The 21,608-nt window shown below is 62.7% G+C and carries 18 protein-coding genes; 8 read left to right on the top strand and 10 right to left on the bottom strand.

Annotation, left to right across the window (positions count from 1 at the left end; translation table 11 throughout):
- Window positions 1-60: 60 nt before the first annotated feature.
- Complete coding sequence (locus JFT44_RS19160; protein WP_198831035.1) at window positions 61-1,236, bottom strand: MFS transporter; 1,176 nt, start codon at window positions 1,234-1,236, stop codon at window positions 61-63.
- Window positions 1,237-1,362: 126 nt separating this feature from the next.
- On the opposite strand from JFT44_RS19160, the gene JFT44_RS19155 reads away from it, so the two are divergent.
- The gene (locus JFT44_RS19155; RefSeq protein ID WP_198792515.1) at window positions 1,363-2,307 is read left to right on the top strand and encodes a LysR family transcriptional regulator; all 945 of its coding nucleotides are present in this window, start codon (window positions 1,363-1,365) and stop codon (window positions 2,305-2,307) included.
- A 44-nt stretch (window positions 2,308-2,351) separates the two neighbouring features.
- Window positions 2,352-3,149, top strand: coding sequence for a DUF2242 domain-containing protein (locus JFT44_RS19150; protein WP_057960059.1), 798 nt, complete (start codon window positions 2,352-2,354; stop codon window positions 3,147-3,149).
- Here JFT44_RS19150 and aceE read toward each other — a convergent pair whose 3' ends face one another.
- On the bottom strand, window positions 3,150-5,810 hold the full coding sequence (gene aceE / locus JFT44_RS19145) for a pyruvate dehydrogenase (acetyl-transferring), homodimeric type (protein WP_198792514.1): 2,661 nt from the start codon (window positions 5,808-5,810) through the stop codon (window positions 3,150-3,152).
- Window positions 5,811-5,965: 155 nt separating this feature from the next.
- Here aceE and JFT44_RS19140 point away from each other — a divergent pair, with 155 nt between their 5' ends.
- Window positions 5,966-6,445 carry a MarR family winged helix-turn-helix transcriptional regulator gene (locus JFT44_RS19140; RefSeq protein WP_057441509.1) on the top strand — a complete coding sequence of 160 codons (480 nt, stop codon included), beginning with the start codon at window positions 5,966-5,968 and terminating at the stop codon, window positions 6,443-6,445.
- Window positions 6,446-6,463: 18 nt separating this feature from the next.
- Here the strand turns inward: JFT44_RS19140 and JFT44_RS19135 are convergent, their stop codons facing one another.
- The 3 genes from JFT44_RS19135 to JFT44_RS19125 form a co-directional block, all read right to left on the bottom strand.
- The gene (locus tag JFT44_RS19135; RefSeq protein WP_057960057.1) at window positions 6,464-7,486 is read right to left on the bottom strand and encodes a hypothetical protein; all 1,023 of its coding nucleotides are present in this window, start codon (window positions 7,484-7,486) and stop codon (window positions 6,464-6,466) included.
- Window positions 7,487-7,814: 328 nt separating this feature from the next.
- Window positions 7,815-8,855, bottom strand: coding sequence for an AraC family transcriptional regulator (locus JFT44_RS19130; protein WP_057441512.1), 1,041 nt, complete (start codon window positions 8,853-8,855; stop codon window positions 7,815-7,817).
- Window positions 8,856-8,859: 4 nt separating this feature from the next.
- The gene (locus tag JFT44_RS19125; RefSeq protein ID WP_057960056.1) at window positions 8,860-9,990 is read right to left on the bottom strand and encodes a carbon-nitrogen hydrolase family protein; all 1,131 of its coding nucleotides are present in this window, start codon (window positions 9,988-9,990) and stop codon (window positions 8,860-8,862) included.
- A 211-nt stretch (window positions 9,991-10,201) separates the two neighbouring features.
- On the opposite strand from JFT44_RS19125, the gene JFT44_RS19120 reads away from it, so the two are divergent.
- Both JFT44_RS19120 and JFT44_RS19115 read left to right on the top strand, forming a co-directional pair.
- Window positions 10,202-12,241, top strand: a complete 2,040-nt coding sequence (locus tag JFT44_RS19120; RefSeq protein WP_198792511.1) for an NADPH-dependent 2,4-dienoyl-CoA reductase — start codon at window positions 10,202-10,204, stop codon at window positions 12,239-12,241.
- A gap of 57 nt (window positions 12,242-12,298) precedes the next feature.
- Complete coding sequence (locus JFT44_RS19115; protein WP_057960054.1) at window positions 12,299-13,189, top strand: 1-aminocyclopropane-1-carboxylate deaminase/D-cysteine desulfhydrase; 891 nt, start codon at window positions 12,299-12,301, stop codon at window positions 13,187-13,189.
- Here JFT44_RS19115 and JFT44_RS19110 read toward each other — a convergent pair.
- The 3 genes from JFT44_RS19110 to JFT44_RS19100 form a co-directional block, all read right to left on the bottom strand.
- Entirely contained in the window at window positions 13,186-13,731 is a 546-nt protein-coding gene (locus tag JFT44_RS19110; protein ID WP_057960053.1) for a cytochrome b, read from the bottom strand. The two genes, JFT44_RS19115 and JFT44_RS19110, sit on opposite strands and share 4 nt — an antisense overlap.
- 114 nt (window positions 13,732-13,845) lie before the next feature.
- Complete coding sequence (gene phnX / locus JFT44_RS19105; RefSeq protein ID WP_057441522.1) at window positions 13,846-14,673, bottom strand: phosphonoacetaldehyde hydrolase; 828 nt, start codon at window positions 14,671-14,673, stop codon at window positions 13,846-13,848.
- A gap of 77 nt (window positions 14,674-14,750) precedes the next feature.
- On the bottom strand, window positions 14,751-15,860 hold the full coding sequence (locus JFT44_RS19100) for a 2-aminoethylphosphonate--pyruvate transaminase (protein WP_057444272.1): 1,110 nt from the start codon (window positions 15,858-15,860) through the stop codon (window positions 14,751-14,753).
- 112 nt (window positions 15,861-15,972) lie between these two features.
- Here JFT44_RS19100 and JFT44_RS19095 point away from each other — a divergent pair, with 112 nt between their 5' ends.
- Entirely contained in the window at window positions 15,973-16,833 is an 861-nt protein-coding gene (locus tag JFT44_RS19095; RefSeq protein ID WP_057960052.1) for a LysR substrate-binding domain-containing protein, read from the top strand.
- On the opposite strand, the gene JFT44_RS19090 is transcribed toward JFT44_RS19095, so the two are convergent.
- Complete coding sequence (locus JFT44_RS19090; RefSeq protein ID WP_057441524.1) at window positions 16,803-17,708, bottom strand: LysR substrate-binding domain-containing protein; 906 nt, start codon at window positions 17,706-17,708, stop codon at window positions 16,803-16,805. The genes JFT44_RS19095 and JFT44_RS19090 overlap by 31 nt on opposite strands.
- Window positions 17,709-17,974: 266 nt before the next feature.
- Between JFT44_RS19090 and JFT44_RS19085 the strand changes: the two genes are divergently transcribed.
- Window positions 17,975-19,300: an MFS transporter gene (locus JFT44_RS19085; RefSeq protein ID WP_057441526.1), complete on the top strand. Its 1,326-nt coding sequence runs from the start codon at window positions 17,975-17,977 to the stop codon at window positions 19,298-19,300.
- A gap of 118 nt (window positions 19,301-19,418) precedes the next feature.
- Entirely contained in the window at window positions 19,419-20,126 is a 708-nt protein-coding gene (locus tag JFT44_RS19080; RefSeq protein ID WP_057441529.1) for a YebC/PmpR family DNA-binding transcriptional regulator, read from the top strand.
- Window positions 20,127-20,275: 149 nt separating this feature from the next.
- Here the strand turns inward: JFT44_RS19080 and JFT44_RS19075 are convergent, their stop codons facing one another.
- Window positions 20,276-21,580 (bottom strand): protein kinase, encoded by a 1,305-nt coding sequence (locus JFT44_RS19075; protein ID WP_169990348.1) that lies wholly within the window; start codon window positions 21,578-21,580, stop codon window positions 20,276-20,278.
- Window positions 21,581-21,608 lie beyond the last annotated feature (28 nt).

Genomic DNA, 21,608 nt, shown 5'->3' with positions numbered 1-21,608 from the left:
TGTGATAGCGTCTCAAAAAAAGACCCCGGCCTGAAACCGGGGTCTTTTTTTGCCTGTTTGTCAGGTGCGGCGAGGCTGTAGGGTGGTGATCAATGCCAGCGTAGCCAAGGCGGCAACGACCCAGGGAAACCACATGACGCCCCATCCCTGAAGCAGTATGCCGCCCAGCAGCCCACCGCTGGCAATCCCCAGGTTCCACACCGTCACCAGCATCGACTGGGCTGCATCCGCCGAGTCACCGGCCGATTTGGCCAGCGCGGTTTGCAGCAAGGCGGGCAAGCCGCCAAATGCCAGGCCCCAGATGGCGACTGACAGGTAGACGACCTCGGTAGAGGCGATCCACAGCCCCAGGGCCAATGCCGCAGCGGCAAACAGCGTGCAACTGATCACCAGCAAGACCTGCAGCAGGCGGTCAATCAACAGGCCGACGATCCAGATTCCCATCAGCGCGGCCAGGCCAAATACCAGCAACACCCGGTCGATGTCGGCGCTAAGCCCTGCGGGCACCAGGAACGGCGCGATATAGGTGTACAGAATGTTGTGCGCCAGCACGTAGGTAAAGGTCACCCACAGCACCGGACGCACCCCCGGCAAACGCAGGACCTGGCGCAAGCCCAGGCGCTGTTGCGCACGTTGCCCGGCAAAGTCCGGCACCTGCCAGCGCACCCACGCCAGTAGCAGCACCGTCAGTCCGGTCATGATCGCAAAGCTCAAGCGCCAACCCACTGCAGTGCCCAGAAACGTGCCGGCAGGTACTCCAAGGGATAACGCCAGGGGCGCGCCCAGCATTGCCACGGCAATCGCCCGGCCCTGTAGGTGCGGGGCCACCATGCGGCTGGCGTATCCTGCCAGCAGTGCCCAGAGCAAGCCCGCGAACACCCCGGCCAACAGCCGTGCGACCAGGGTCAGCCAATACACGCTTGATAGTGCCGTGACACTGTTGACTAGCGCGAAGCCACCAATGGCTAGCATCAGCAAGGGGCGGCGGCGCCAGCCACGGGTGGCGATGGTCAGGGGGATGGCGGCCAGCAACGAGCCGAGGGCATACAGCGTGACGAACTGGCCGACCAGCGCCTCGCTCACCCCGAGGCCGGCGCTCATCTGGGGCAGCAGACCTGCGGGCATCGCCTCGGTGAGGATGGTGATGAAGCCGGCGGTGGCCAGCGCCAGCAAGCCCGCCATGGGCAGGCGTTCGCGCTGGCTGGGCAGGCATTGCGGTGTACTGCAGTCATTCATGTGGCTCGGCTCCGTATTCAAGGCATCAGGACATCGGGGCAGAGTAGGGGGCTGAACCACTTGGAAAAATGGGCTAAGGTTCCGAACTTATCGGACGTTTATATCCGTAATTCGCAGGAAGTGACAATGGACAGTCTGGGCAGTATGTCGGTGTTTGTGCAGGTCGCGGAGACCCGCAGCTTTACCCAGGCCGGTCGGCTGCTGGGGGTGTCGTCCTCGGCTGTGGGCAAAAGCATTGCGCGCATGGAGCAGCGTCTGGGGGTGAGGCTGTTCCATCGCAGTACCCGCAGTATCACGCTGACGGCCGAGGGCGCGCTGTTTCTCGAGCGTTCACGGCGGATCCTGGCCGAGGTTGAAGCGGCCGAGCAGGAGTTGACTGAAGCAGCGACCACCCCCCGAGGCAAATTGCGCATCAGTTTGCCCCAGGTCAGGGGCCTGTTGATGCCGGTGCTGACCGAGTTTATGCGGGCCTATCCAGAGATTGAGCTGGACGTGGATTTTTCCGACCGCATGGTGGATGTGATCGAGGAAGGCTTCGACGCTGTGGTGCGCACCGGCAAGCCCGAGGACTCGCGGCTGTCGGCGCGGCTGCTGGGGCACTATCGGTTGGTGCTGGTGGGAGCACCGCAGTATTTCGCCCTACACGGCGTACCGGCCTGTCCTGCGGACCTCAACCATCATGCCTGCCTGCGTCACAAGTTCTGCGCCACCGGCAAGCTGGAGAGCTGGCCCCTGCGCCATTTACCCGGCGAACCCGAGCCGGTGCTGCGTGCACCGTTGGTCAGCACTACCATCGAGTCGCTAAAGCACGCAGTGCACGAAGGCCTGGGGATTGCCTGCCTGCCGGACTTCATGGTCCGCGAATCCGTCGAGCAGGGCCGCCTGCAGCGGGTGCTGGACGATTACCTGGAGCACAGTGGCAGCTTCTGGATGCTCTGGCCGTCGAGCCGACATGCCTCGGCCAAACTGCGGGTGTTTATCGATCATATGAGCGCCAGGCTTTTTCCTGCACCGCGCGTCGAGCCGGCCAGTGACGTTTTACCGACAGGAATCCGCGCGCGCACCCGGTGATCTGTTGCACAATACCGCCCTGACCGTTTTCCTCAGGATGATCAATGTCGACTTCATTTCACTTGCGTGGCCTTGCGCTCGCGCTGGTGCTGGCAGGCGCCACGGGCTGCTCGTCGCCCAAGACCGCTATCTACGAACATGAGAATTTCGACGATTCCGGTACGTTTTCGCGCAATTACCCGGTCAGCGATGTCGCGGCCTGCGAAGCGGCACGCCGGGCGTTGCTCAGCCAGGGCTACATCATCACCAGCAGCGACCCGAAGCTGGTGAGTGGTAACAAAAGTTTCCAGCAGACCGGCGAGACCCATCTGCAGATCAGCTTCAACGTGGTGTGTGCCGAAGATGGCAGCGGCGAGCATCATGCGACGATGTTTGCCAACGCCCTGCAGGATCGCTACGCGCTGAAGAAGGTCAACAACTCCGCCAGCCTGGGGGTGGGCGTGCTGGGTTCGGTGTCGATGCCGATTGGCTCCACCGACGACTCGATGGTCAAGGTGGCCAGCGAGACCGTCACCTCACCCAAATTCTATGACCGCTACTTTGCCTTGGTGGACGTGTTCCTGCCTCAGGAAGTGAAGGCCGCCGAACACATTCCCGAAGCGCCCAAGGCCGATCTCGGCGTGCCGGAGCCCAAGCCCGCGCCGGTGGTGGACAAGGTGCAAGCGCCTCAGGAAGCGCCGACCATGCCTGTCGCACCGCCCGTCTCGGAGCCGCTTGCACCACCGGTGGAAGCCACGCCGATTGCGCCAGAGGCAGTACCGGCAGAAGTGCCAGCGCCGACTGCGCCTGTGCTGCCGCCACCGACAGAGACCATCCCGCCGCTGCCGGCCAACGGGCAGTAACTAGACGCCGGTCGGGTCGGCTTTATCGACGTCGATCCCGTAGCGGCTGATCGCCTCGCCGACTTTGGTACGGCTGATCAGGCCGTCATCAGCCAGGGCCTTCAATGTCGCCAAGACGATGAAATGGCGGTCCACCTCGAAGAACTCGCGCAGCGCTTCACGGGTATCGGACTGGCCAAAACCGTCAGTGCCCAGCGCGACAAAGCGCCTGCCTGTGACGAATGGGCGAATCTGATCGGCGAAGATCTTCATGTAGTCGGTGGCTATCACCACCGGCCCCGGGTGGTCCGCCAGGCATTGCTCCACGTAGCTGGTGCGTGGCTCGTCCTCGGGGTGCAAGAGGTTCCAGCGCTCCACCCCAAGGCCCTCGCGGCGCAGTTCAGTGAGGCTGGTAACACTCCAGACGTCACTGTCCACGGCAAAGTCCTCGCGCAGCAAATCTGCGGCGGCGATCACTTCGCGCAGGATCGAGCCACTGCCCATCAGTTGCACCTGGGCTTGCTGGCCCGCCTTCAGTCGATACATGCCCTTGAGAATTCCATCCTCGACACCTTCGGGCATGGCCGGGTGCGGGTAGTTTTCATTGAGCAGGGTGATGTAGTAGTAAATGTCCTCCTGTTCGACGTACATGCGCCGCATGCCCTCGCGGATGATTACCGCAAGCTCGTAGGCAAAGGTTGGGTCGTAGGACACGCAGCAAGGAACCACCGAGGCCAGCACATGGCTATGCCCATCATCGTGCTGTAAGCCTTCGCCCATCAGTGTGGTGCGCCCGGCGGTGGCCCCCAGCAGGAAGCCACGGGCCCGCGCATCGCCTGCGGCCCAGGCCAGGTCGCCGACACGCTGGAAACCGAACATCGAGTAGAAAATATAGAAGGGCAGCGTCATCAGGCCGTGGTTGGCGTAGGACGTGCTGGCAGCGATCCACGAAGAAAACGCGCCGGACTCATTCAGGCCCTCCTGTAGGATCTGCCCGTCTTTGCTCTCTTTGTAGTAGCTCAGTTGCCCGGCGTCCTGCGGGGTATAGAGCTGGCCCACGGCAGAATGAATACCGATCTGGCGGAACAGGCTTTCCATGCCAAAGGTGCGCGATTCGTCCGGCACAATCGGCACGATCAACTTGCCGATGTGCGGGTCTTTCAGCAGGGTGCCGAGGATGCGCACGAAGGCCATGGTAGTGGAAATGGCACGCTCGCCAGTGTCTTTGAGTTGGGTGGCAAACGCTTCGAGCGGCGGCACTTGCAGGGCCGGTACCGAACTGTGCCGGGCAGGAATATAACCGCCCAGGGCCTGGCGCCGCGCGGCAAAGTAGCGGCCTTCTTCGCTGTCGGCAGCGGGCTTGAGATAGGGGATTTCAGCCAGTTGGTCGTCAGCCACCTCCAGGCCGAACCGGTCGCGGAACGCCTTGACGGCCTCGGCGCCCATTTTCTTGAGTTGGTGATTGATGTTCTGGCCTTCGCCTGCCTCGCCCATGCCAAAACCCTTGACGGTTTTCGCCAGGATCACCGTAGGTTGCCCGGTATGGCGGACTGCGGCGGCATAAGCGTTGTAGACCTTGTCGGGGTCATGGCCGCCCCGTGAGAGCTTCCAGATATCGTCGTCGGAAAGATCCTCCACCAGTGCCAGCAACTCCGGGTATTTGCCGAAGAAGTGTTCGCGCACGTAGGCGCCGTTTTGCGACTTGTAGTTCTGATAGTCGCCATCCACACATTCCATCATGCGTTGGCGCAGCAGGCCGCTGCGGTCCTTGGCCAGCAGGGCATCCCAGCCACTACCCCAGATGACTTTGATCACGTTCCAGCCGGCAGCGCGATACAGGCTTTCGAATTCCTGGATGACTTTGGCGTTGCCCCGTACCGGGCCGTCGAGGCGTTGCAGGTTGCAGTTGACCACGAAGATCAGGTTATCGAGTTTCTCGCGCCCCGCCAGGGAGATCGCCGCCAGGGATTCCGGCTGGTCCATCTCGCCATCCCCCAGGAACGCCCAAACTTTGCGCCCCGCCTCAGGCTTGAGGGCGCGCAGGTCCAGATAGCGCATGAATCGCGCCTGGTAGGCCGCAGTGATCGGCCCCAGGCCCATGGACACGGTAGGAAACTGCCAGAAGTCCGGCATGAGGCGGGGGTGGGGATAGGACGACAGACCCTGGCCGCCGGCCTCGCGGCGGAAGTTATCGAGTTGTGCTTCGTCGATGCGCCCTTCGAGGTAGGCGCGCCCGTAGATGCCTGGCGAGGAGTGCCCCTGGATATACACCAGGTCGCCGGCAAAGGTCTCGGTTCGACCACGGAAGAAATGGTCAAAGCCTACGTCGTAGAGTACCGCGGCCGACGCATAGGTGGCGATATGCCCGCCCACGCCCGAGTGTTTACCGGCGCGCAAGACCATGGCCATGGCGTTCCAGCGGATAAACGCATTGAGCCGGCGTTCGATTGCCAGGTTGCCGGGGTAGGGCAGTTGCCGGTCCACCGCGATGGTGTTGACGTAGGGGGTGGTGACCCGCCCATGGAAGTCGCCATGTCGCGCTACGTCGAAATCCAGCAACTGATCGATCAGGTAATGGGCGCGGGGGCGACCTTCGGTGGACAGCACCGATTCGATGGACTCCAGCCATTCGCGGGTTTCCTGTGGATCGTCGTCGAGTCTTACTGCGTTGTTCGCGTTCATGTGAGGCTCCAGGTGTGCGGATACCAGCGTGCGGTTTCCTTGTGGGAAGGTGATTCGGCACGCTGCAAAAGTAATTGCAATTGCAACTACATGCCTGAATTTAGCGCGGGATGCGCTACCATTGCAACCTTCTCGAATTCCCCGGATGGTGTTGCATGTCGTCGAAAGAGCCTGATGTCTGGTTCCGTTTTGTCAGGGCCCACAGGACAGTCATCCGTGAAATCGAACGGCGCCTGGCCTTGGCCGACCTGCCGCCATACGCCTGGTACGATGCCCTGTGGGGCCTGGAAAGCGGTCCTGATGGCACTCGGCGCATGCATGAATTGGCCGATGTGCTGGCGATCGAGCGCTACAACCTGACGCGATTGGTGGACCGCCTGGAAAAGGACGGCCTGGTGGTGCGCTCGCGCTGCGAAGGTGACGGGCGCGCCGCGTTTGCCTCGATCACCGATGAGGGCCGGGTGTTGCGTAAAAAGATGTGGGGCATCTACGAAAGTACTGTGGATGAACTGTTCCTCTCGCAACTCGACGCCGAGCAACGCCAGGGCTTTGCCGATGCGCTGGAGCGCACGGCCGGGCTGGCGATGCAGGCCAGTGTGCAGACCCGCGGACGGCGCAGGCCTGAAACACCATAGGCAAGGGCATGCTCTTGCTCATTTGAGGGCGTACTGTTGCAGCGCGCGCTCCACTTGTCGCACCTCGATCCGTCCCTCGTCTGCCAGCGCCTTCAGGGCCAGCACGGCAATCCAGTAGCGGTCAGGTGCCGTCGGTTGGACTGAGCCGGCCCCCAGCGCGACAAACCGTGCATCCACATGGGCCGCCAACGGGTCGACGATGGATTGCGGATAGCCGGTGACAGCGATCACCGGGCTGTGGTGGGCCGCCAGGCAATCGCGCAAGTGGCAGCTACGCTTTTCGGCCAGAGGGTGTAGGCGGTTCCAGCGCTCGGCGGCGCGTGCTTCCCGCGCCAGCCGGGTGTAGCTGGGGCAGCTCCATAACTGCGCCGATACGTTCCAGTCGGTCTCCAGCAGCCTCGCTGCATGCAGGACTTCTTCAAGTGCGCGGCCAGCCCCCAGCAAGCGCACGTGCAATTCGCCGGGTGGCTCGCGCCCGATCCGATACATCCCCTTGATTGCATCCTGTCGGTGCTGTGGCGCCAGTCCAGGTCCGTCGTCCTGGTCATGCAGGGCCAGGTAGTAAAATCCGGGCCTGCCGTCGACATACAGCGCGTGCAAACCCGCCAGCACAATCGCTCGGGTTTCGTCGCCGGAGGCTGGATCGTATGGGGTGCACTGCGGGTTGCTGGCCAGCCATAGCGCAAGTGAAGGGTGCGCGCCGTGGCGCCCGGAGGCGGGGCGGGTGTGGATGTCGTTGCACAGAATCCCGCGTTGATCGGTGCCCTGGCAGAGGGCACGCAACTGCGCCGATGAAGTGGCGTTATGCAGGTACAGCAGTGGTTTTTCCCCGGTATTACGCGCAAACCAGGTGGGCCAGGCGGTAATGCGCCTGGAGTGGGATTGGCCGCGAATGACCCAGGCTTGCCGGCGTGTCGCCGGGTGAAACTCCAGGGTGTTGGCCATGGCCATCACTGTATACAGGGGCGAGCTGCGGGGTGGTTGTTGATCGTTGAGGGTGTCGATGCAGATTCGTGCGGATTGCGCAGTGCTGGCAGTCATGAGTCACGTCCCATGGCAATGGAGCGCATCACCCTACTGGAAGTTGACATATAATTGCAATTGCAATGATTGCAGTTGCATTTAAATCGCTCGGTTAAATCCGCGCCTGGCTGCTGCGTTTAATCTTCAAGCGCAGGAACGTCATGCCCCTGTCTTTTTTTCGTCATGACGGCACTTTACGCTGGTGATGCAGGTCACTTGAGTCACCTGCTTTGATTAAACAAGGAGTCGACGATGGACGATTATCAAGAAGAGCTGCTGGAATACCAGGCCTTTGAACTGGACCCTTCGCACCCGGCCGACGACGCCACCGAGCTGTAGGCAGGCGTCAGGCGGAATGCCGCTGACTGCGGCGAAATTCCCCTGGGGTCTGGCTGTTCCAGCGCTTGAAGGCCCGTTGAAAGGCTTCCGCTGAGGCGAAACCGAGCAAGTAGGCAATTTCCCCGAACGCCAGTTCGGTATCGCGAATGTAGGTCATGGCCAGGTCGCGACGGGTGTCGTTGAGAATGGCGCGAAACTGCGTGCCTTCCTCGGCCAGTTTGCGGCGCAAGGTCCAGGTCGGCAGTTTCAGGCGTGCCGCCACTTCTTCCAGGTCGGGTTCCCGGCCGCCATTGAGCATCGGCCCCAGTAAACGTGTGATGCGCTCGCGCAGGCTGCGGGTGCGGGTCAGTTGTTCCAATTCCCGTTCACACAGTTGCAGCAGCAAGTGCCAGGTACTGGGGCAGTGCTGCGGGTTGCGCAGGCCAAGGCTGTGCTGGCTCAGGCGCAGTTGATTGAGTTCGGCGCCGAACTGGATCGGGCAATCTCCCAGCACGGTGTAGCTCGCGCTGTAGTCCGGCGCGGCGAATTCGATTTCGATCCGCTCGGCCAATACAGGCTGCTGGCACAAGGTCGCCATCTGCTGCAGCCAACCGGCCAGAATCGAGTCCACCACGAAGCGGTTATAGGCGTTGTAGGGGCTGATGGAATAGAAACGCAGCCAGGCACCCTGGGCGTCTTCATGAAAGCTCGACTGGCCACGGTAGTTGGCGCCGTACAGGGCCTCGAAGCGCGTCAGGGTGCGCGCGGCTTCGCGCACGTTGGGCGCCTGGGCGGCGGTGACGCCGGCCAGGCCAAGTTGATTCATGCGGCTCAACTGGCCCATGCGCAGGCCCAGGCTGGGGTCGCCGGTCAGTTGGATGGCTGCATGGCCCAGGCGCATATAGCGTGGGATCGACAGGCGCGCACCGGGCTCACTCAAGCGCGCCGGGTCGAGGCCGTACTGCAACAGCAGCGGCTGCGGGTCCAGGCCATGGCTGAGGATGGCGTCGGCCAGGGTATGCACGATGCCCACCGATAAGTCCCCGAGGCGCATCGGTGCCGGTTTCATGGGCTTACAGCCACACGTTCAGCAGGCGCGCACCACGCGCGTTGCTGTCGGCGAAGACTTGGCCCTGGGCACTGAGAAAGCTCTGGCCGCTGGTTCCCTGGTCCCAGAATTGCCCGCGCATGAATACGCTCATGCCCGCACCCGCGAGGCTGATGGGAGGCTGGCTGATCAGGCTCAGACGATGCCAGGCTTCGCCTTCACTGAGCTCTTCGGGCTTGAGGCTGACTTCCGGGGGCGTGGACACGCTCTTGAAGCCGCGCCATGGCTTGTCCCAGGTGTCGCGGCCAATCACCAGTGCCGGCACGGCCACCAATTGCGCACCTTGTTCGTTGAGCTTGCGGTAGTTGTCGGGGTACCAGCTGTCGCTGCCGATCAGGATGCCCAGGCGCCCGGCCGGAGTGTCGATCACGCTGATCGCGTTTTCGTCGCCCGGGGCGATAAAGCCGCGCTCATTGAAGATCGGGTAGAGCTGGCGCTGGGGTTGGCCCAACGGCAAGCCATCGCGGTCGAACACCAGGCTGGTGTTGTACAGCGCGCCATGACCGACCTGCAATTGGCCCTGGCTGACGCTCGGGTTGGGCAGGGCGATGGAGCCGGCCACCAGGGTCACTCCGAACTCTTTGGCCAGGCCGCCAAACAGCACCTGGTAATCACGGGCCATGGCCGGCGCCTTCATGCGCAGGTAGGCATCGTCCAGGCGGTTATCGCCCTGGGCACTGATCAGTGCGCGCAGGAACAGCAACGGATTGCTTGCCGACAGCCAGTTCATCGCCTCTTTCAGGCTGGTGGCCTGATACAGCTGGTTTTTTTCGCCACTGACCATCAACCAGGTGCCGACGTGCTCCGGCAGGACCACGATGGTTTTGTCGTTGATCAGGCCCATGTCCCGGGCATTGCGCAGGTAGGCCGAGAGCTTCAGGTGCAGGCGTTCCAGGCTCTGGTAGTCGGCGGGGAACAGCTCCGGCTGGATGCCCAGCAGGTTGCCGTGATCGGCGGGAGTGCCCTCGTTCACCGCCAGGTTGATCCGCAGGTCCGACAGGTAATGCCCCACGGGGCGCTCCTGGGTCCAGACCAGATAGGCGGAAACGGCGGCGACCAGGGCCATGGTCAGGGTCAAAGCAAGTAATTTACGCATGGGGGAACAGACAACAGGCCGTGTGCAGGGTTCGCCCCTAGGGTAGGGCCCGTCGTCCCGCTTGCCAAGGGGCGCTGCACATTTGGATCAATAAGTTGTCAGTTTCAGTCATTGAGCGCTAAGGGCGGGGCTCTTAGTCTGTGGGACATAAACCGATGGCCGGCCATTCGAGCCTGCCACGTCCCGTGATGATCCGTTGTGGAGCTGTACCATGACCGCTGCTGCCTACCCGCACCTGCTGGCCCCGTTGGACCTGGGTTTTACCACCTTGCGCAACCGTACCCTGATGGGGTCGATGCACACCGGCCTTGAAGAAAAGCCCGGCGGCTTCGAGCGCATGGCCGCGTATTTCGCCGAGCGTGCCCGTGGCGGCGTCGGCCTGATGGTCACCGGCGGTATTGGCCCGAACGATGAAGGCGGGGTGTATTCCGGGGCAGCCAAGCTGACCACTGAAGCCGAAGCGCTCAAGCACAAGATCGTCACCCAGGCCGTGCACGAGGCGGGCGGCAAGATCTGCATGCAGATCCTTCACGCCGGGCGTTATGCCTACAGCCCCAAGCAGGTTGCGCCGAGTGCGATCCAGGCGCCGATCAACCCGTTCAAGCCCAAGGAGCTGGACGAGGAAGGCATCGAGAAGCAGATCAGCGACTTTGTCACCTGCTCTCTGCTGGCCCAGGTCGCTAAGTACGACGGCGTCGAAATCATGGGTTCCGAAGGTTATTTCATTAACCAATTCCTCGCCGCCCACACCAACCATCGCACCGATCGCTGGGGTGGCGCCTACGAAAACCGTATGCGTTTGCCGGTGGAAATCGTGCGCCGGGTGCGCGAAGCCGTCGGGCCGAATTTCATCATCATCTTCCGCCTGTCGATGCTCGACCTGGTGGAAGGCGGCAGCACCTGGGAAGAAATCGTGCAGTTGGCCAAAGCCATCGAGCAGGCGGGCGCGACGATTATCAATACCGGTATCGGCTGGCATGAAGCACGCATCCCGACCATCGCCACCAAGGTGCCGCGCGGCGCGTTCAGTAAAGTCACGGCCAAGCTGCGTGGCGCGGTGCAGATCCCGTTGATCACCACCAACCGTATCAACACCCCGGAAGTGGCCGAGCAGATCCTCGCCGAGGGCGATGCCGACATGGTGTCCATGGCGCGGCCGTTCCTCGCCGACCCGGAGTTCGTCAACAAGGCCGCCGCTGGCCGGGCCGACGAGATCAATACCTGCATCGGCTGCAACCAGGCCTGCCTGGACCACACCTTCGGTGGCAAATTGACCACCTGCCTGGTCAACCCGCGCGCCTGCTACGAGACCGAGCTCAATTACCTGCCGGTCAAGCAGATCAAGAAAATCGCCGTGGTCGGTGCCGGCCCAGCCGGCCTGGCTGCTGCCACCGTGGCGGCGGAGCGCGGCCATCAGGTGACCCTGTTCGACTCGGCCAGCGAGATCGGTGGCCAGTTCAACGTGGCCAAGCGCGTGCCGGGCAAGGAAGAATTTTTTGAAACCCTGCGTTACTTCAAGCGCAAGCTGCAGACCACCCATGTCGAACTGTGCCTCAACACCCGGGTCGATGTAGCGCAACTGGTGGCCGGCGGTTATGACGAGATCATTCTCGCCACCGGTATCGCGCCGCGTACCCCGGCGATTCCTGGCGTGGAAAACCCCAAGGTGCTCAGCTACCTGGACGTGCTTCTGCAGCGCAAACCGGTGGGCAAGCGCGTTGCGGTGATCGGCGCCGGTGGTATCGGCTTTGACGTGTCGGAGTTCCTTGTGCACCAGGGCGTGTCCACCAGCCTGGACCGTGAAGCGTTCTGGAAGGAATGGGGCATCGACACCCTCCTGCAGGCGCGCGGTGGCGTGGCCGGGATCAAGGCCCAGCCCCATGCCCCGGCGCGTGAGGTGTACTTGCTGCAGCGCAAGGCTTCCAAGGTTGGCGACGGCCTGGGCAAGACCACCGGCTGGATCCACCGTACCGGCCTGAAGAACAAAAAAGTGCAGATGCTCAATAGCGTCGAGTACCTGAAGATCGACGACGCCGGCCTGCACATCCGGATCGGCGCCGAGGGCGAGCCCCAGGTGCTGGCGGTGGACAATATCGTCATCTGCGCCGGCCAAGACCCGTTGCGCGAGTTGCAGGACGGCCTGGTCGCCGCTGGCCAGAACGTGCACCTGATCGGGGGGGCCGACGTGGCTGCCGAGTTGGACGCCAAGCGCGCCATCAACCAGGGCTCGCGCCTCGCCGCCGAGCTGTAAGGCGACACGAGGGGCGGTGTTAGACTACCGCCCCTTTTTTCATGCAGACATGCACTGATGGGTCCTTTCGACTGGCTTCCCCATGCGCCCCTTGAACCTTTGCAACTGGAGTGGCTGAACGGGGTCGAGGTGGCCGTGTTGCGCCTGGACCGCATCGACCCGCTGATCAGCGGCAACAAGTGGTTCAAACTCACCGGGCACCTGGCCGAGGCGCAACAGGCGGGGGCCAGCGGTATCATCAGTCTGGGTGGCGCCTACTCCAATCATCTGCATGCCCTGGCGGCGGCCGGCAAACGCTTCGGTTTTGCCACCGTCGGCCTGCTGCGTGGGCACCCACAAGACACCCCAACCGTCCTCGACCTGCAAGCTTTCGGCATGCAACTGCACTGGCTGGGCTATGGCGGTTACCGCGCGCGCCATGGGCCGGACTTCTGGTTGCCTTGGCGCGAGCGATACCCGGATTTGCATCCCGTGCCCGAGGGCGGCGGCGCAATGACAGGGGCGTTGGGCTGTGGCGTGTTGGTCGAGCAGGTGCGCAGGCAGTTGCACACCCTGGGCTGGGCCGATTACCACGCCTGGTGGCTGGCAGCCGGTACCGGTACCACCCTGGCGGGCCTGGTGCTGGCGGAGGCGGGTGCCCATCTTGTGTACGGGGCCCTGGCGGTGCCGGATGACCACGGCGTTGCGCAGAACGTGCAGGCTATCGTGCAGGGCGGGTATGAGTTGCTGGATGCCAGCCGTGGCGGCTTTGCAAAGGTCGATCCGTTATTGCTTGAGTTTATCCAGGCCACCGAGCGGGCCAGCGGCCTGCCGTTGGAACCGCTTTACACCGGCAAGGCGCTGCTGGCGCTCAAACAACAGATCGAGGCCGGGCGCTTTGCCCCCGGCACTCGCCTGATTTTTGTGCACACCGGTGGCCTGCAAGGCCGCCGGGGTTTTGTGGGTTAACGCTTGGGCAACATGCGCAACACGGTGTTATCCCGCATGAAGTAGTGGTGGTACAGACCCGCCGCGGCATGCAGGCCGATCAGCCAATAACCGAGGGTGCCGCCCAACACATGCCAGCCTTCGATCTGCTTGGCCAGGTCCTTGTTCTCACCAATCAGCGGTGGCAACTCGATCCCGTAGAACCACACCGAATGCCCTTCGGCACTGACGATCAGCCAGCCAAAGATCGGCATGCCGATCATGAACACATACAGCGCCACATGCATCAGCGTCGCCAGCAGGGCTTGCCATTGCGGCGGCGCGGGTAAAATCTTCGGCGCCACGCCAAGGCTGCGGGCAAACAGGCGCAGCCAGACCAGTACGAATACGGTCAGGCCGAACATGAAGTGCATTTCCTTGATCAGGGTGCGGCCGCCGCTACCCTTGGGGAAAATCCCGCGAAACTCAATGGTGGTGTAGACCAGCACCAGCAGCACTAGCATCAGCCAGTGCAAGGCGATGGACATCGTACTGTAACGGGACTCGCTGTTTTTCCACGGCATCGCGTATTTCCTCACTCATCAGGGGCAAACCTCCGTTCTTTGGCGACGAAGTCCCTTTAGCCTAAACCTGTTATGCAAGGTTTGCCCGAGTGAGGGGCGATGTATTGACGTCGATCAGGCGCTTTGCGGCATTTCACCTCGGGCCAGGCGCTGATTGATGTCGGCGATCACGCCGGGCAGGTCGGTGATGGTGTCGATCAGGTAGTGCGGGCGCGAGCCGGCAAACAGCGTTTCGATGCGCTGGCGTTCACTGGCCAGGGTCGCCGGGTCCAGGGCGCGGAACTGCTCGTAGGTCAGGCCCAGGGCGTTGCCTGAGCAGGTCAGCGCCACGGTCCACATCCCGGCGCGGCGGCCTTCGAGGATGCCCGGCACGGTGTCGTCGATCTTCACGCAGGCCGCCACGTCATCGATGCCCAGGGCGATCACGTTGGCCAGGGCCTGGGCCGGCCATGGGCGGCCATTGGGTACTTCGTCGGTGGCCACGACGTGGTCGGCGATGTAGCCGTTGGTGGCGGCCAACTCGACCACTTTGTCCATCACTTGCTTGGGGTAGCCGGAGCAGGAGCCGATCTTGATCCCTTGCGCACGCAGCGCGGCAATGGTCTCCAGGGCGCCGGGAATCAGCGCCGAGTGTTCGGCGATCTTCTCGATCTGCAACGGCATGAAGCGCTCGTAGATGGCGGTCACGTCATCGTCGGTCGGCGTGCGGCCGAAGGCCTTGCGGTAGCGCTCGGCGACTTGCGGCTGATCGCACAGGGTGCGGATGTGGTCCCACTTGCCCATGCCCATCGGGCCACGGGCTTCTTCGATGGAGACCTGCACGTCGAACTCGGCAAACGCTTCGACAAAAATCTGCGTAGGCGCGAAGGAGCCGAAGTCGACCACGGTGCCGGCCCAGTCAAGAATGGCGGCCTGCAGGGTGTTGGGGTTCTGATAGTTCATGGTTTAAATCCTGTCAGTAAGGGGTAGGAGTCGGCTTGCCGGCGATGGCGGCCGTGAAGGCCCCATCGTCGAGGGAATCAGATTTCGAGTACTTCCATCTCTTGCAGCGCCTGGGCAATCGCCGCCACCGCCGCTTGCATCTCGGCCTGGTTGACATGGCCGATGCAGCCGACGCGGAAGGTCTCCACTTGGGTCAATTTGCCCGGATACAGAATGAAACCCTTGGCCTTGACCCGCTCGTAGAAGTCTTTGAACTGGTAGCGCGGATCGTTCGGCGCATGGAAGGTGACGATGATCGGCGCCTGGATCGCGCTCGGCAGGAAGCTGCGCAGGCCCAGGTCGGCCATGCCATCCAGCAGCGTCTGGCAGTTGGCGGCATAGCGCTGATGGCGCGCCGGCAAGCCGCCTTCTTCGTTGTATTGCAGCAGCGCTTCATGCAGGGCGGCCACCACGTGGGTCGGCGGGGTAAAGCGCCATTGCCCGGTCTTGGCCATGTAGGCGTGCTGGTCGAACAAATCCATGGCCAGGGAGTGGCTGTTGCCCTGGGCCGCGGCCAGGGCCTCTTTTTTCGCAAACACAAAACCCATGCCTGGCACGCCTTCCAGGCATTTGCCGGAGGCGGCGATCAGTGCATCGAACGGCACCTGGGCGGCGTCGATGGGCAGCGCGCCAAAGGAGCTCATGGCGTCGATGATCAGGTGCTTGCCGTGGCGCTGGATGACCTGGGCGATCTCCGGCAGCGGGTTGAGGATGCCGGTGCTGGTTTCGCAGTGGATCAGCGCGATATGGGTGATGCTGCTGTCAGCCTGCAACAGCCGGTCGACATCGGCGGCGGTGGTGGGCTGGTCTTCGGCGGTTTCGAAGGTGCTGAACGGGCGGCCCAGCACTTCGCAGATCTTCGCCAGGCGCTTGCCGTACGCGCCGTTGATCAGCACCAGTACCTTGCCATCGCGGGGTACCAGGGTGCCGATGGCCGCTTCGACGGCGAACGTGCCGCTGCCCTGCAAGGGCACGCAGTGATGGCTGTCGCCACCGTTGATGATCGCCAGCAGTTGCTCGCAGAGGCTGGCGGTCAGTTGGTTGAAGCGGTCATCCCACGAACCCCAGTCAACCATCATCGCCTGGCGGGTGCGGGCGGAGGTGGTCAGGGGCCCAGGTGTGAGCAGGATCGGCGCGGCAGTACTCATTCTCATGTCCTCGCAAAGCAGTGGGATGAAGCTACGGGACATAAATTGCAGTTTGGCTTGTCATCAATCAAATTGTTTGTTGTTATGCCAGCCATCAGTGAGGCCGATAGCTATGAATCTTTTCCAACTCCGTGCATTTGACGCCGTGGCCCGGGACGGCAGTTTTACCCGTGCCGCCGCACGCCTGTTTATCAGCCAGCCAGCCGTGACCGGGCATATCAAGGCGCTGGAAGAGCACTACCAGATCACCCTGCTGCGGCGTACCGCGCGGCGCGTCGAGTTGACGGAGGAGGGCATCAAGCTGGCGGCCATTACCCGCAGTATCTTCGGCCTGGTGGATGAAGCGCAGACCCTGCTCGAAGCCAACCGCCAATTGCTCACCGGGCGCCTGGAAGTGGCGGCGGATGGCCCGCATATGGTCATGCCGATGCTGGCCAAGCTGCGTGCCCGTTACCCGGGGATTACCGTCAACCTGCGCCTGGGCAATGCCCAGGAAACCCTGGCGGCGCTGCTGTCCGAGCATGCGGATGTGGCCGTGTTGACCGAAGTCGAGCCGCGCAAGGGCGTGCACCTGCAACCCTTGAGCGAATCCCGTATCTGCGCCTTGGTACCGGCTGGCCATCCGTGGCTGGCGGACCCGGCGGGTATCCGTCTGGAGCAGTTGGACCAGGTGATCATGGTACTGCGCGAGCCCAGTTCCATTACCCGCCGCACCTTCGACGACGCCTGTGCCAAGGCCAGCGTGCAGCCCAGGGTGTTGCTGGAACTGGACAGCCGCGAAGCGGTGACGGAAGCGGTGGCGGCCGAGTTGGGGGTGGGCGTGGTGTCGTCGGTGGAAGTCAGCCGCGATCCGCGGGTGCATGCGATTCCTATCCGTGGCGACGGGCTGCTGAACCAACATATGCTCGGCTGCATGGAGCGGCGCCGGGAATTGCGCTTGATTCAGGCGTTCTTCGAGTTGGCTTCAGGCTGATCTTCGCGCAGGCTTTCGCGGACAATCTCCAGAAAGGTCGCCACTACCCGCCGCGAACTCTGTTCCTTGAGGCACACCAGTGTTTCCTTCATGCGCTGGGTGCAGTCGCGGATGGGCATGGCATACACCCGTGAATCGGCGCCGAACTCCGACGCCGACACCACGCCCACGCCAATCCCCACCACCACGGCCTCACGCGCGGCTTCGCGGCCCTCCACCTGGATCGCCGGGCGGATGCGCAGCCCGGCCTGGTGCATCTCGCGCTCCAGGGTCTGACGGGTCACCGAGCCGGTTTCCCGCAGGACCAGGGGGGTGTCGTCCAGATCCGCCAGCTCGATGGACTCGCGCCCGGCCCACGGGTGGTTGCGGGCGACGAACGCCAGCATCGGGTCATCACGCAAGGGGATCGAAAGCAGGCGCTCATCGTCGACGTCACGCCCCACCAACGCCAGGTCGGCCTGATAGTTATACAGGCGGTACAGCGCATCATCGGTGTTGCCGGTCTCGATTTTCACGGTGATTCCCGGATAACGTTCGCAAAACCGGGCGATTTGCGGCAGCACATGCACCGGGGCGTCCACCGCCAGGGTCAGGCTGCCGGTTTGCAGGGCCTTGGAGTCTTGCAGCAGCTCCTGGGCTTCGGCGGCGATGACAAACAGGCGCTGGGTGATACTCAGCAGGCGCTCGCCGAGGTCGGTCAGGCGCACCGAGCGTTTGTTGCGATGGAACAGCAGCACGCCAAAACGCTCTTCAAGCTTGCGCACTTGGTCGGAAATGGCCGGCTGGGTGAGGAACAACCGTTCGGCCGCCAACGTGAAACTGCCATGGACAGCCACGGCATGGAAGGCTTTGAGTTGGGCGTGGGAAACCGACATGGCGCGACCTCTTACAAGCTGAGCTTATATTTGAAATACGATAAATCGATTTTACCTATTAGTCAGCCATTGCTTTGATAGCCCTCAGTCGCCGTAGGTTGAGTCCTACAACTTCGGCGATCATGAGCCCTTGCGTGCAACCTTGCAGGACTCATCTGACCAGTACCCGGTGCTCTGCCACCCAGTACTGCAGTGCAAAACAATAAAAACACAGGCAATTGCTTCTCGATTCTGCCGGCACACTCACACCTGAGGTCAGAACCACCATGAATATCCCTATGGGTAGCATCAAGCGTTGGCGCGTGCAGATTTTCGCCATCACCTGGCTGGCATATGCCGCTTTCTATTTCACCCGCAAAGCATTTTCCGTGGCCAAGTTAGGGATCGTTGACGACCCGAGTTTCCCGCTGGACAAGATGATGATGGCCAACCTGGATGGCCTGTACCTGGCGGCCTATGCCGTCGGCCAGTTCACCTGGGGCATGCTCGCCGACCGTTTCGGGCCACGGGTGGTGGTGTTGGGCGGGCTGGTGATTTCAGCGGCTGCCGCGCTGGTCATGGGCACGTTTGCCACCTTGCCGATCTTTGTCACGTGCATGTTGATCCAGGGGTTGGCGCAATCCACCGGCTGGTCGGGGCTGTGCAAGAACCTTGGTAGTTTCTTCCCGGCGCAACAGCGCGGGCGTGTGCTGGGCTTATGGAGCTCGTGTTACGCGTTTGGCGGGCTGGTAGCCTCGCCCTTTGCCGGCTGGTGGGCCTACACCCTGATTGGCAGTTGGCACGCGGCATTTATCTCCAGTGCCGCGGTGGTGGCGGTGGTGGCGGTGCTGTTCTTTATTTTCCAGCGCAACACGCCACAGGACGTCGGCCTGCCAGAAGTGGAGCCCGAGCCGGCAATGAGCGCCGAAGAGCAGGCGGCGGCGAAAAAAATCAGCATCCTTGAGCCGTTGCGCGAGATCTTGCGCAACCGCACGGTGCTGACCCTGGGCCTGGCGTACTTCCTGTTGAAACCGGCGCGTTACGCGATCCTGTTGTGGGGCCCGGTGATTGTCTATGAGCAGATGCCCTCGGTGGGCAAGGTCGGCGCGGCCATTGTGCCCACGGCGTTCGAGCTGGCGGGGTTGTTGGGGCCGATCATGATTGGCCTGGCGTCCGACAAACTGTTCGGCGCCCGGCGCATGCCGGCCTGTGTTCTCAGTTTGTTGGCGCTGACCGTGTCCCTGGCGCTGTTTATGGGGGCGTTGCATACCGGCAGTGTGATGTTGGTGATGGCTTTGCTGTTTGTCATGGGTCTGACCCTGTACGGGCCGGACTCGATGATCAGCAGCACGGCGGCCATTGACTTCGGTACCGCCAAGGCCGGCGCAACGGCGGCGGGCTTCGTCAATGGTTGCGGCTCGGTGGGCGCGATCCTCGGTGGCCTGCTGCCGGGCTACTTCGACACGGTGACGGTGTTTATCGTGTTCGCCGGCGCTGCCCTGTTTTCCTCGCTGGTGCTGATGCCTTATTGGAACGCCCGGCCTGCGGTATTGGCGCAAGTGGGCGACTTTGTGCCGGATCGCACGGTGGCAATCAAACCCCTGCGCACCTGAGGTACCTGCAACGCTGGCCGGTTTTTTGGTGGAACGATGGGTTCTTGCCCTATAAACTCTGCGGCCAAAGCGCCGGCCAGTAGACGTCTCGGCGCCACGGATATCAAGAGAGTGAGTCATGGGCGCACAGTGGAAGGTTAAACATAAAGAAGCGGCATCCAATGCCAAGGGCAAGATTTTCGGCAAGCTGGTGAAGGAAATCACCATTGCCGCCCGTAACGGTGCGGACACCGCGACCAACGCCCACCTGCGTCTGGTGGTCGAGCAGGCCAAAAAGGCCTCGATGCCCAAGGAAACCCTGGAGCGCGCAATCAAGAAAGGCGCGGGCCTGCTCGGCGAGACCGTGCAGTACCATCGCGTGACTTATGAAGGGTTCGCCCCGCACCAGGTGCCGTTGATCGTTGAATGCGTGACCGACAACATCAACCGCACCGTGGCGGAAATCCGCGTAGCTTTCCGCAAGGGGCAACTCGGAGCTTCGGGCTCGGTGGCCTGGGACTTCAACCATGTAGGGCTGATCGAGGCCTCGCCGGACACCCCCGATGCCGACCCGGAAATGGCCGCCATCGAAGCCGGTGCCCAGGACTTTGAGGAAGGTGAAGAAGAGGGCACGACCCTGTTCATCACCGAGACCACCGACCTGGACGCGGTGCAGAAGGCGTTGCCGGAGCAGGGTTTTACCGTGTTGTCGGCGAAGTTGGGCTACCTCGCGAAAAACCCGGTCAGCGGCCTGAGCGACGAGCAGATGGCTGAAGTCGAAGCCTTCCTGGAAGGCCTGGACAACCATGACGACGTGCAGGACATGTTCGTCGGCCTGGCGGGCTAAACCCGGCCTGGAATTATGGGCACGGGCTTGTGTGTGAGCGGGCTTGCCCGCGATTGCGGTGTATCAGATGGCACATCAGCTGGCTGACCCACTGCTATCGCGGGCAAGCCCGCTCCCACATAAGCCCGCTTGCGCATTTGCAGGGCATTTCAGAGTGAGGACAGCAGTGCCTCGATCTCTTCGAACGCCGGACGCGCCAGCACCTGCGGCTGGCAGCAGCGCTCCCGCAGCGCCTCCAGCACTTGGCGCTGGTCATCGCTCAAACCTGCGTCAATGCGCTCCAGCAACTCCTCCAGCAACACCCCGAACGCCCGCACTTCAATGCGCTGCAACGCCCTGGTTTCCAAGGTGTCGGCCGTGGCATGGAATGACGCCGCGCCAAAGTCCCCCAGCAAACAATCACCCCCGGCATTCCACAGGATATTGTGGCCATACAGGTCGCCATGGGTGATGCCATGCCGGTGCAGGTGTGCGGCCACGGAGGCGATGCCGCGCGCCATGCGCAACGCCACAGCCACGCTGAAACGGCTGGCGGGGTCGTAGATGTCCCGGGTGCAGGACGCCAGGCTGGGCAGGCCGGCGAGGTTGCGGTAGCTCGGGTCGATCAGGTCCATCACCAGCGCGGCCTGGTCATCGGGGTGGCCGATTACCCGGCCTTGCACCTTGATCAGGTTGGGGTGCAGCCCGGCGGCAATGCAGGCCTGCATTTCATGCAGCGGTGAACCGTCGCTGGTGATGGTGCCCTTATAGAGTTTGACCGCGACCGGCTCGTTCGACGGTTTGCGCAGTGCCTTGCGAATCACCCCCGAGGCGCCTTCGCCGAGCACCTCGGCCAGCTCCAGTTCGGCCCAGGGAATATTCGCTGTGTTGTCGTCAATTGCCAGTTCGACCGCGCTTTCCACCGGGTTGCCGGCATAGGCCAGCCAGGTCAGGCGCGGCAGCGTCAGCAGCCATTGCGGCAATTGCGTCAGGCGGTTGGCGGCGATGCGCAGCAGTTCGAGGTTATGGCACTGGGCCAGGCTCGCCGGCAGTTGCTCCAGGCGATTACCGGCCAGCATGAGTTTTTGCAGCAGCGGCCGTTCGCCGAGTTCATCCGGCAAGTGGCTGAGACGGTTATCGGTGAGGATCAACCAACGCAATTGCGGCGGCAGTGCAGCAGCCGACACCTGCTCGATCTGGTTGGCCTTGAAGCCGACCATGCTCAATTGCTGGCATTGCCCCAGGCACGCCGGCAGTTCGGTGAAGGCGTTGTCCGAGCAAAACAGCACGCGCAGGTGGGGCAGCCGGTGCAGGTCGTCGGGCAGACTGCGCAGGGCGTTGCCGCTCAGGTTGAGGATTTCCAGGGAGTCGGCCAGGTCGAAGATTTCCCGGGGGAACTGCGTCAGGCCGCAGGACAGGTCCAGGCGCTTGATGCCAGCCAGTTGGCCAGCCTTGAGTTGGGCAAGGGTATCCATGAACAGCTTAGGTCACTCGACAAGGTCA

It is taken from the genome of Pseudomonas sp. MF5691 (assembly GCF_016405645.1).
In the GTDB taxonomy this organism is placed as follows: domain Bacteria; phylum Pseudomonadota; class Gammaproteobacteria; order Pseudomonadales; family Pseudomonadaceae; genus Aquipseudomonas; species Aquipseudomonas shahriarae.
This window is presented reverse-complemented; position numbering and strand designations above follow the sequence as displayed.

Bases quoted from the DNA above. Each gene is read 5' to 3' on its own strand.
- JFT44_RS19160 (WP_198831035.1), bottom strand. From the start codon at position 1,236: ATGAATGACTGCAGTACACCGCAATGCCTGCCCAGCCAGCGCGAACGC.
- JFT44_RS19155 (WP_198792515.1), top strand. From the start codon at position 1,363: ATGGACAGTCTGGGCAGTATGTCGGTGTTTGTGCAGGTCGCGGAGACC.
- JFT44_RS19150 (WP_057960059.1), top strand. From the start codon at position 2,352: ATGTCGACTTCATTTCACTTGCGTGGCCTTGCGCTCGCGCTGGTGCTG.
- aceE (WP_198792514.1), bottom strand. From the start codon at position 5,810: ATGAACGCGAACAACGCAGTAAGACTCGACGACGATCCACAGGAAACC.
- JFT44_RS19140 (WP_057441509.1), top strand. From the start codon at position 5,966: ATGTCGTCGAAAGAGCCTGATGTCTGGTTCCGTTTTGTCAGGGCCCAC.
- JFT44_RS19135 (WP_057960057.1), bottom strand. From the start codon at position 7,486: ATGACTGCCAGCACTGCGCAATCCGCACGAATCTGCATCGACACCCTC.
- JFT44_RS19130 (WP_057441512.1), bottom strand. From the start codon at position 8,855: ATGAAACCGGCACCGATGCGCCTCGGGGACTTATCGGTGGGCATCGTG.
- JFT44_RS19125 (WP_057960056.1), bottom strand. From the start codon at position 9,990: ATGCGTAAATTACTTGCTTTGACCCTGACCATGGCCCTGGTCGCCGCC.
- JFT44_RS19120 (WP_198792511.1), top strand. From the start codon at position 10,202: ATGACCGCTGCTGCCTACCCGCACCTGCTGGCCCCGTTGGACCTGGGT.
- JFT44_RS19115 (WP_057960054.1), top strand. From the start codon at position 12,299: ATGGGTCCTTTCGACTGGCTTCCCCATGCGCCCCTTGAACCTTTGCAA.
- JFT44_RS19110 (WP_057960053.1), bottom strand. From the start codon at position 13,731: ATGCCGTGGAAAAACAGCGAGTCCCGTTACAGTACGATGTCCATCGCC.
- phnX (WP_057441522.1), bottom strand. From the start codon at position 14,673: ATGAACTATCAGAACCCCAACACCCTGCAGGCCGCCATTCTTGACTGG.
- JFT44_RS19100 (WP_057444272.1), bottom strand. From the start codon at position 15,860: ATGAGTACTGCCGCGCCGATCCTGCTCACACCTGGGCCCCTGACCACC.
- JFT44_RS19095 (WP_057960052.1), top strand. From the start codon at position 15,973: ATGAATCTTTTCCAACTCCGTGCATTTGACGCCGTGGCCCGGGACGGC.
- JFT44_RS19090 (WP_057441524.1), bottom strand. From the start codon at position 17,708: ATGTCGGTTTCCCACGCCCAACTCAAAGCCTTCCATGCCGTGGCTGTC.
- JFT44_RS19085 (WP_057441526.1), top strand. From the start codon at position 17,975: ATGAATATCCCTATGGGTAGCATCAAGCGTTGGCGCGTGCAGATTTTC.
- JFT44_RS19080 (WP_057441529.1), top strand. From the start codon at position 19,419: ATGGGCGCACAGTGGAAGGTTAAACATAAAGAAGCGGCATCCAATGCC.
- JFT44_RS19075 (WP_169990348.1), bottom strand. From the start codon at position 21,580: ATGGATACCCTTGCCCAACTCAAGGCTGGCCAACTGGCTGGCATCAAG.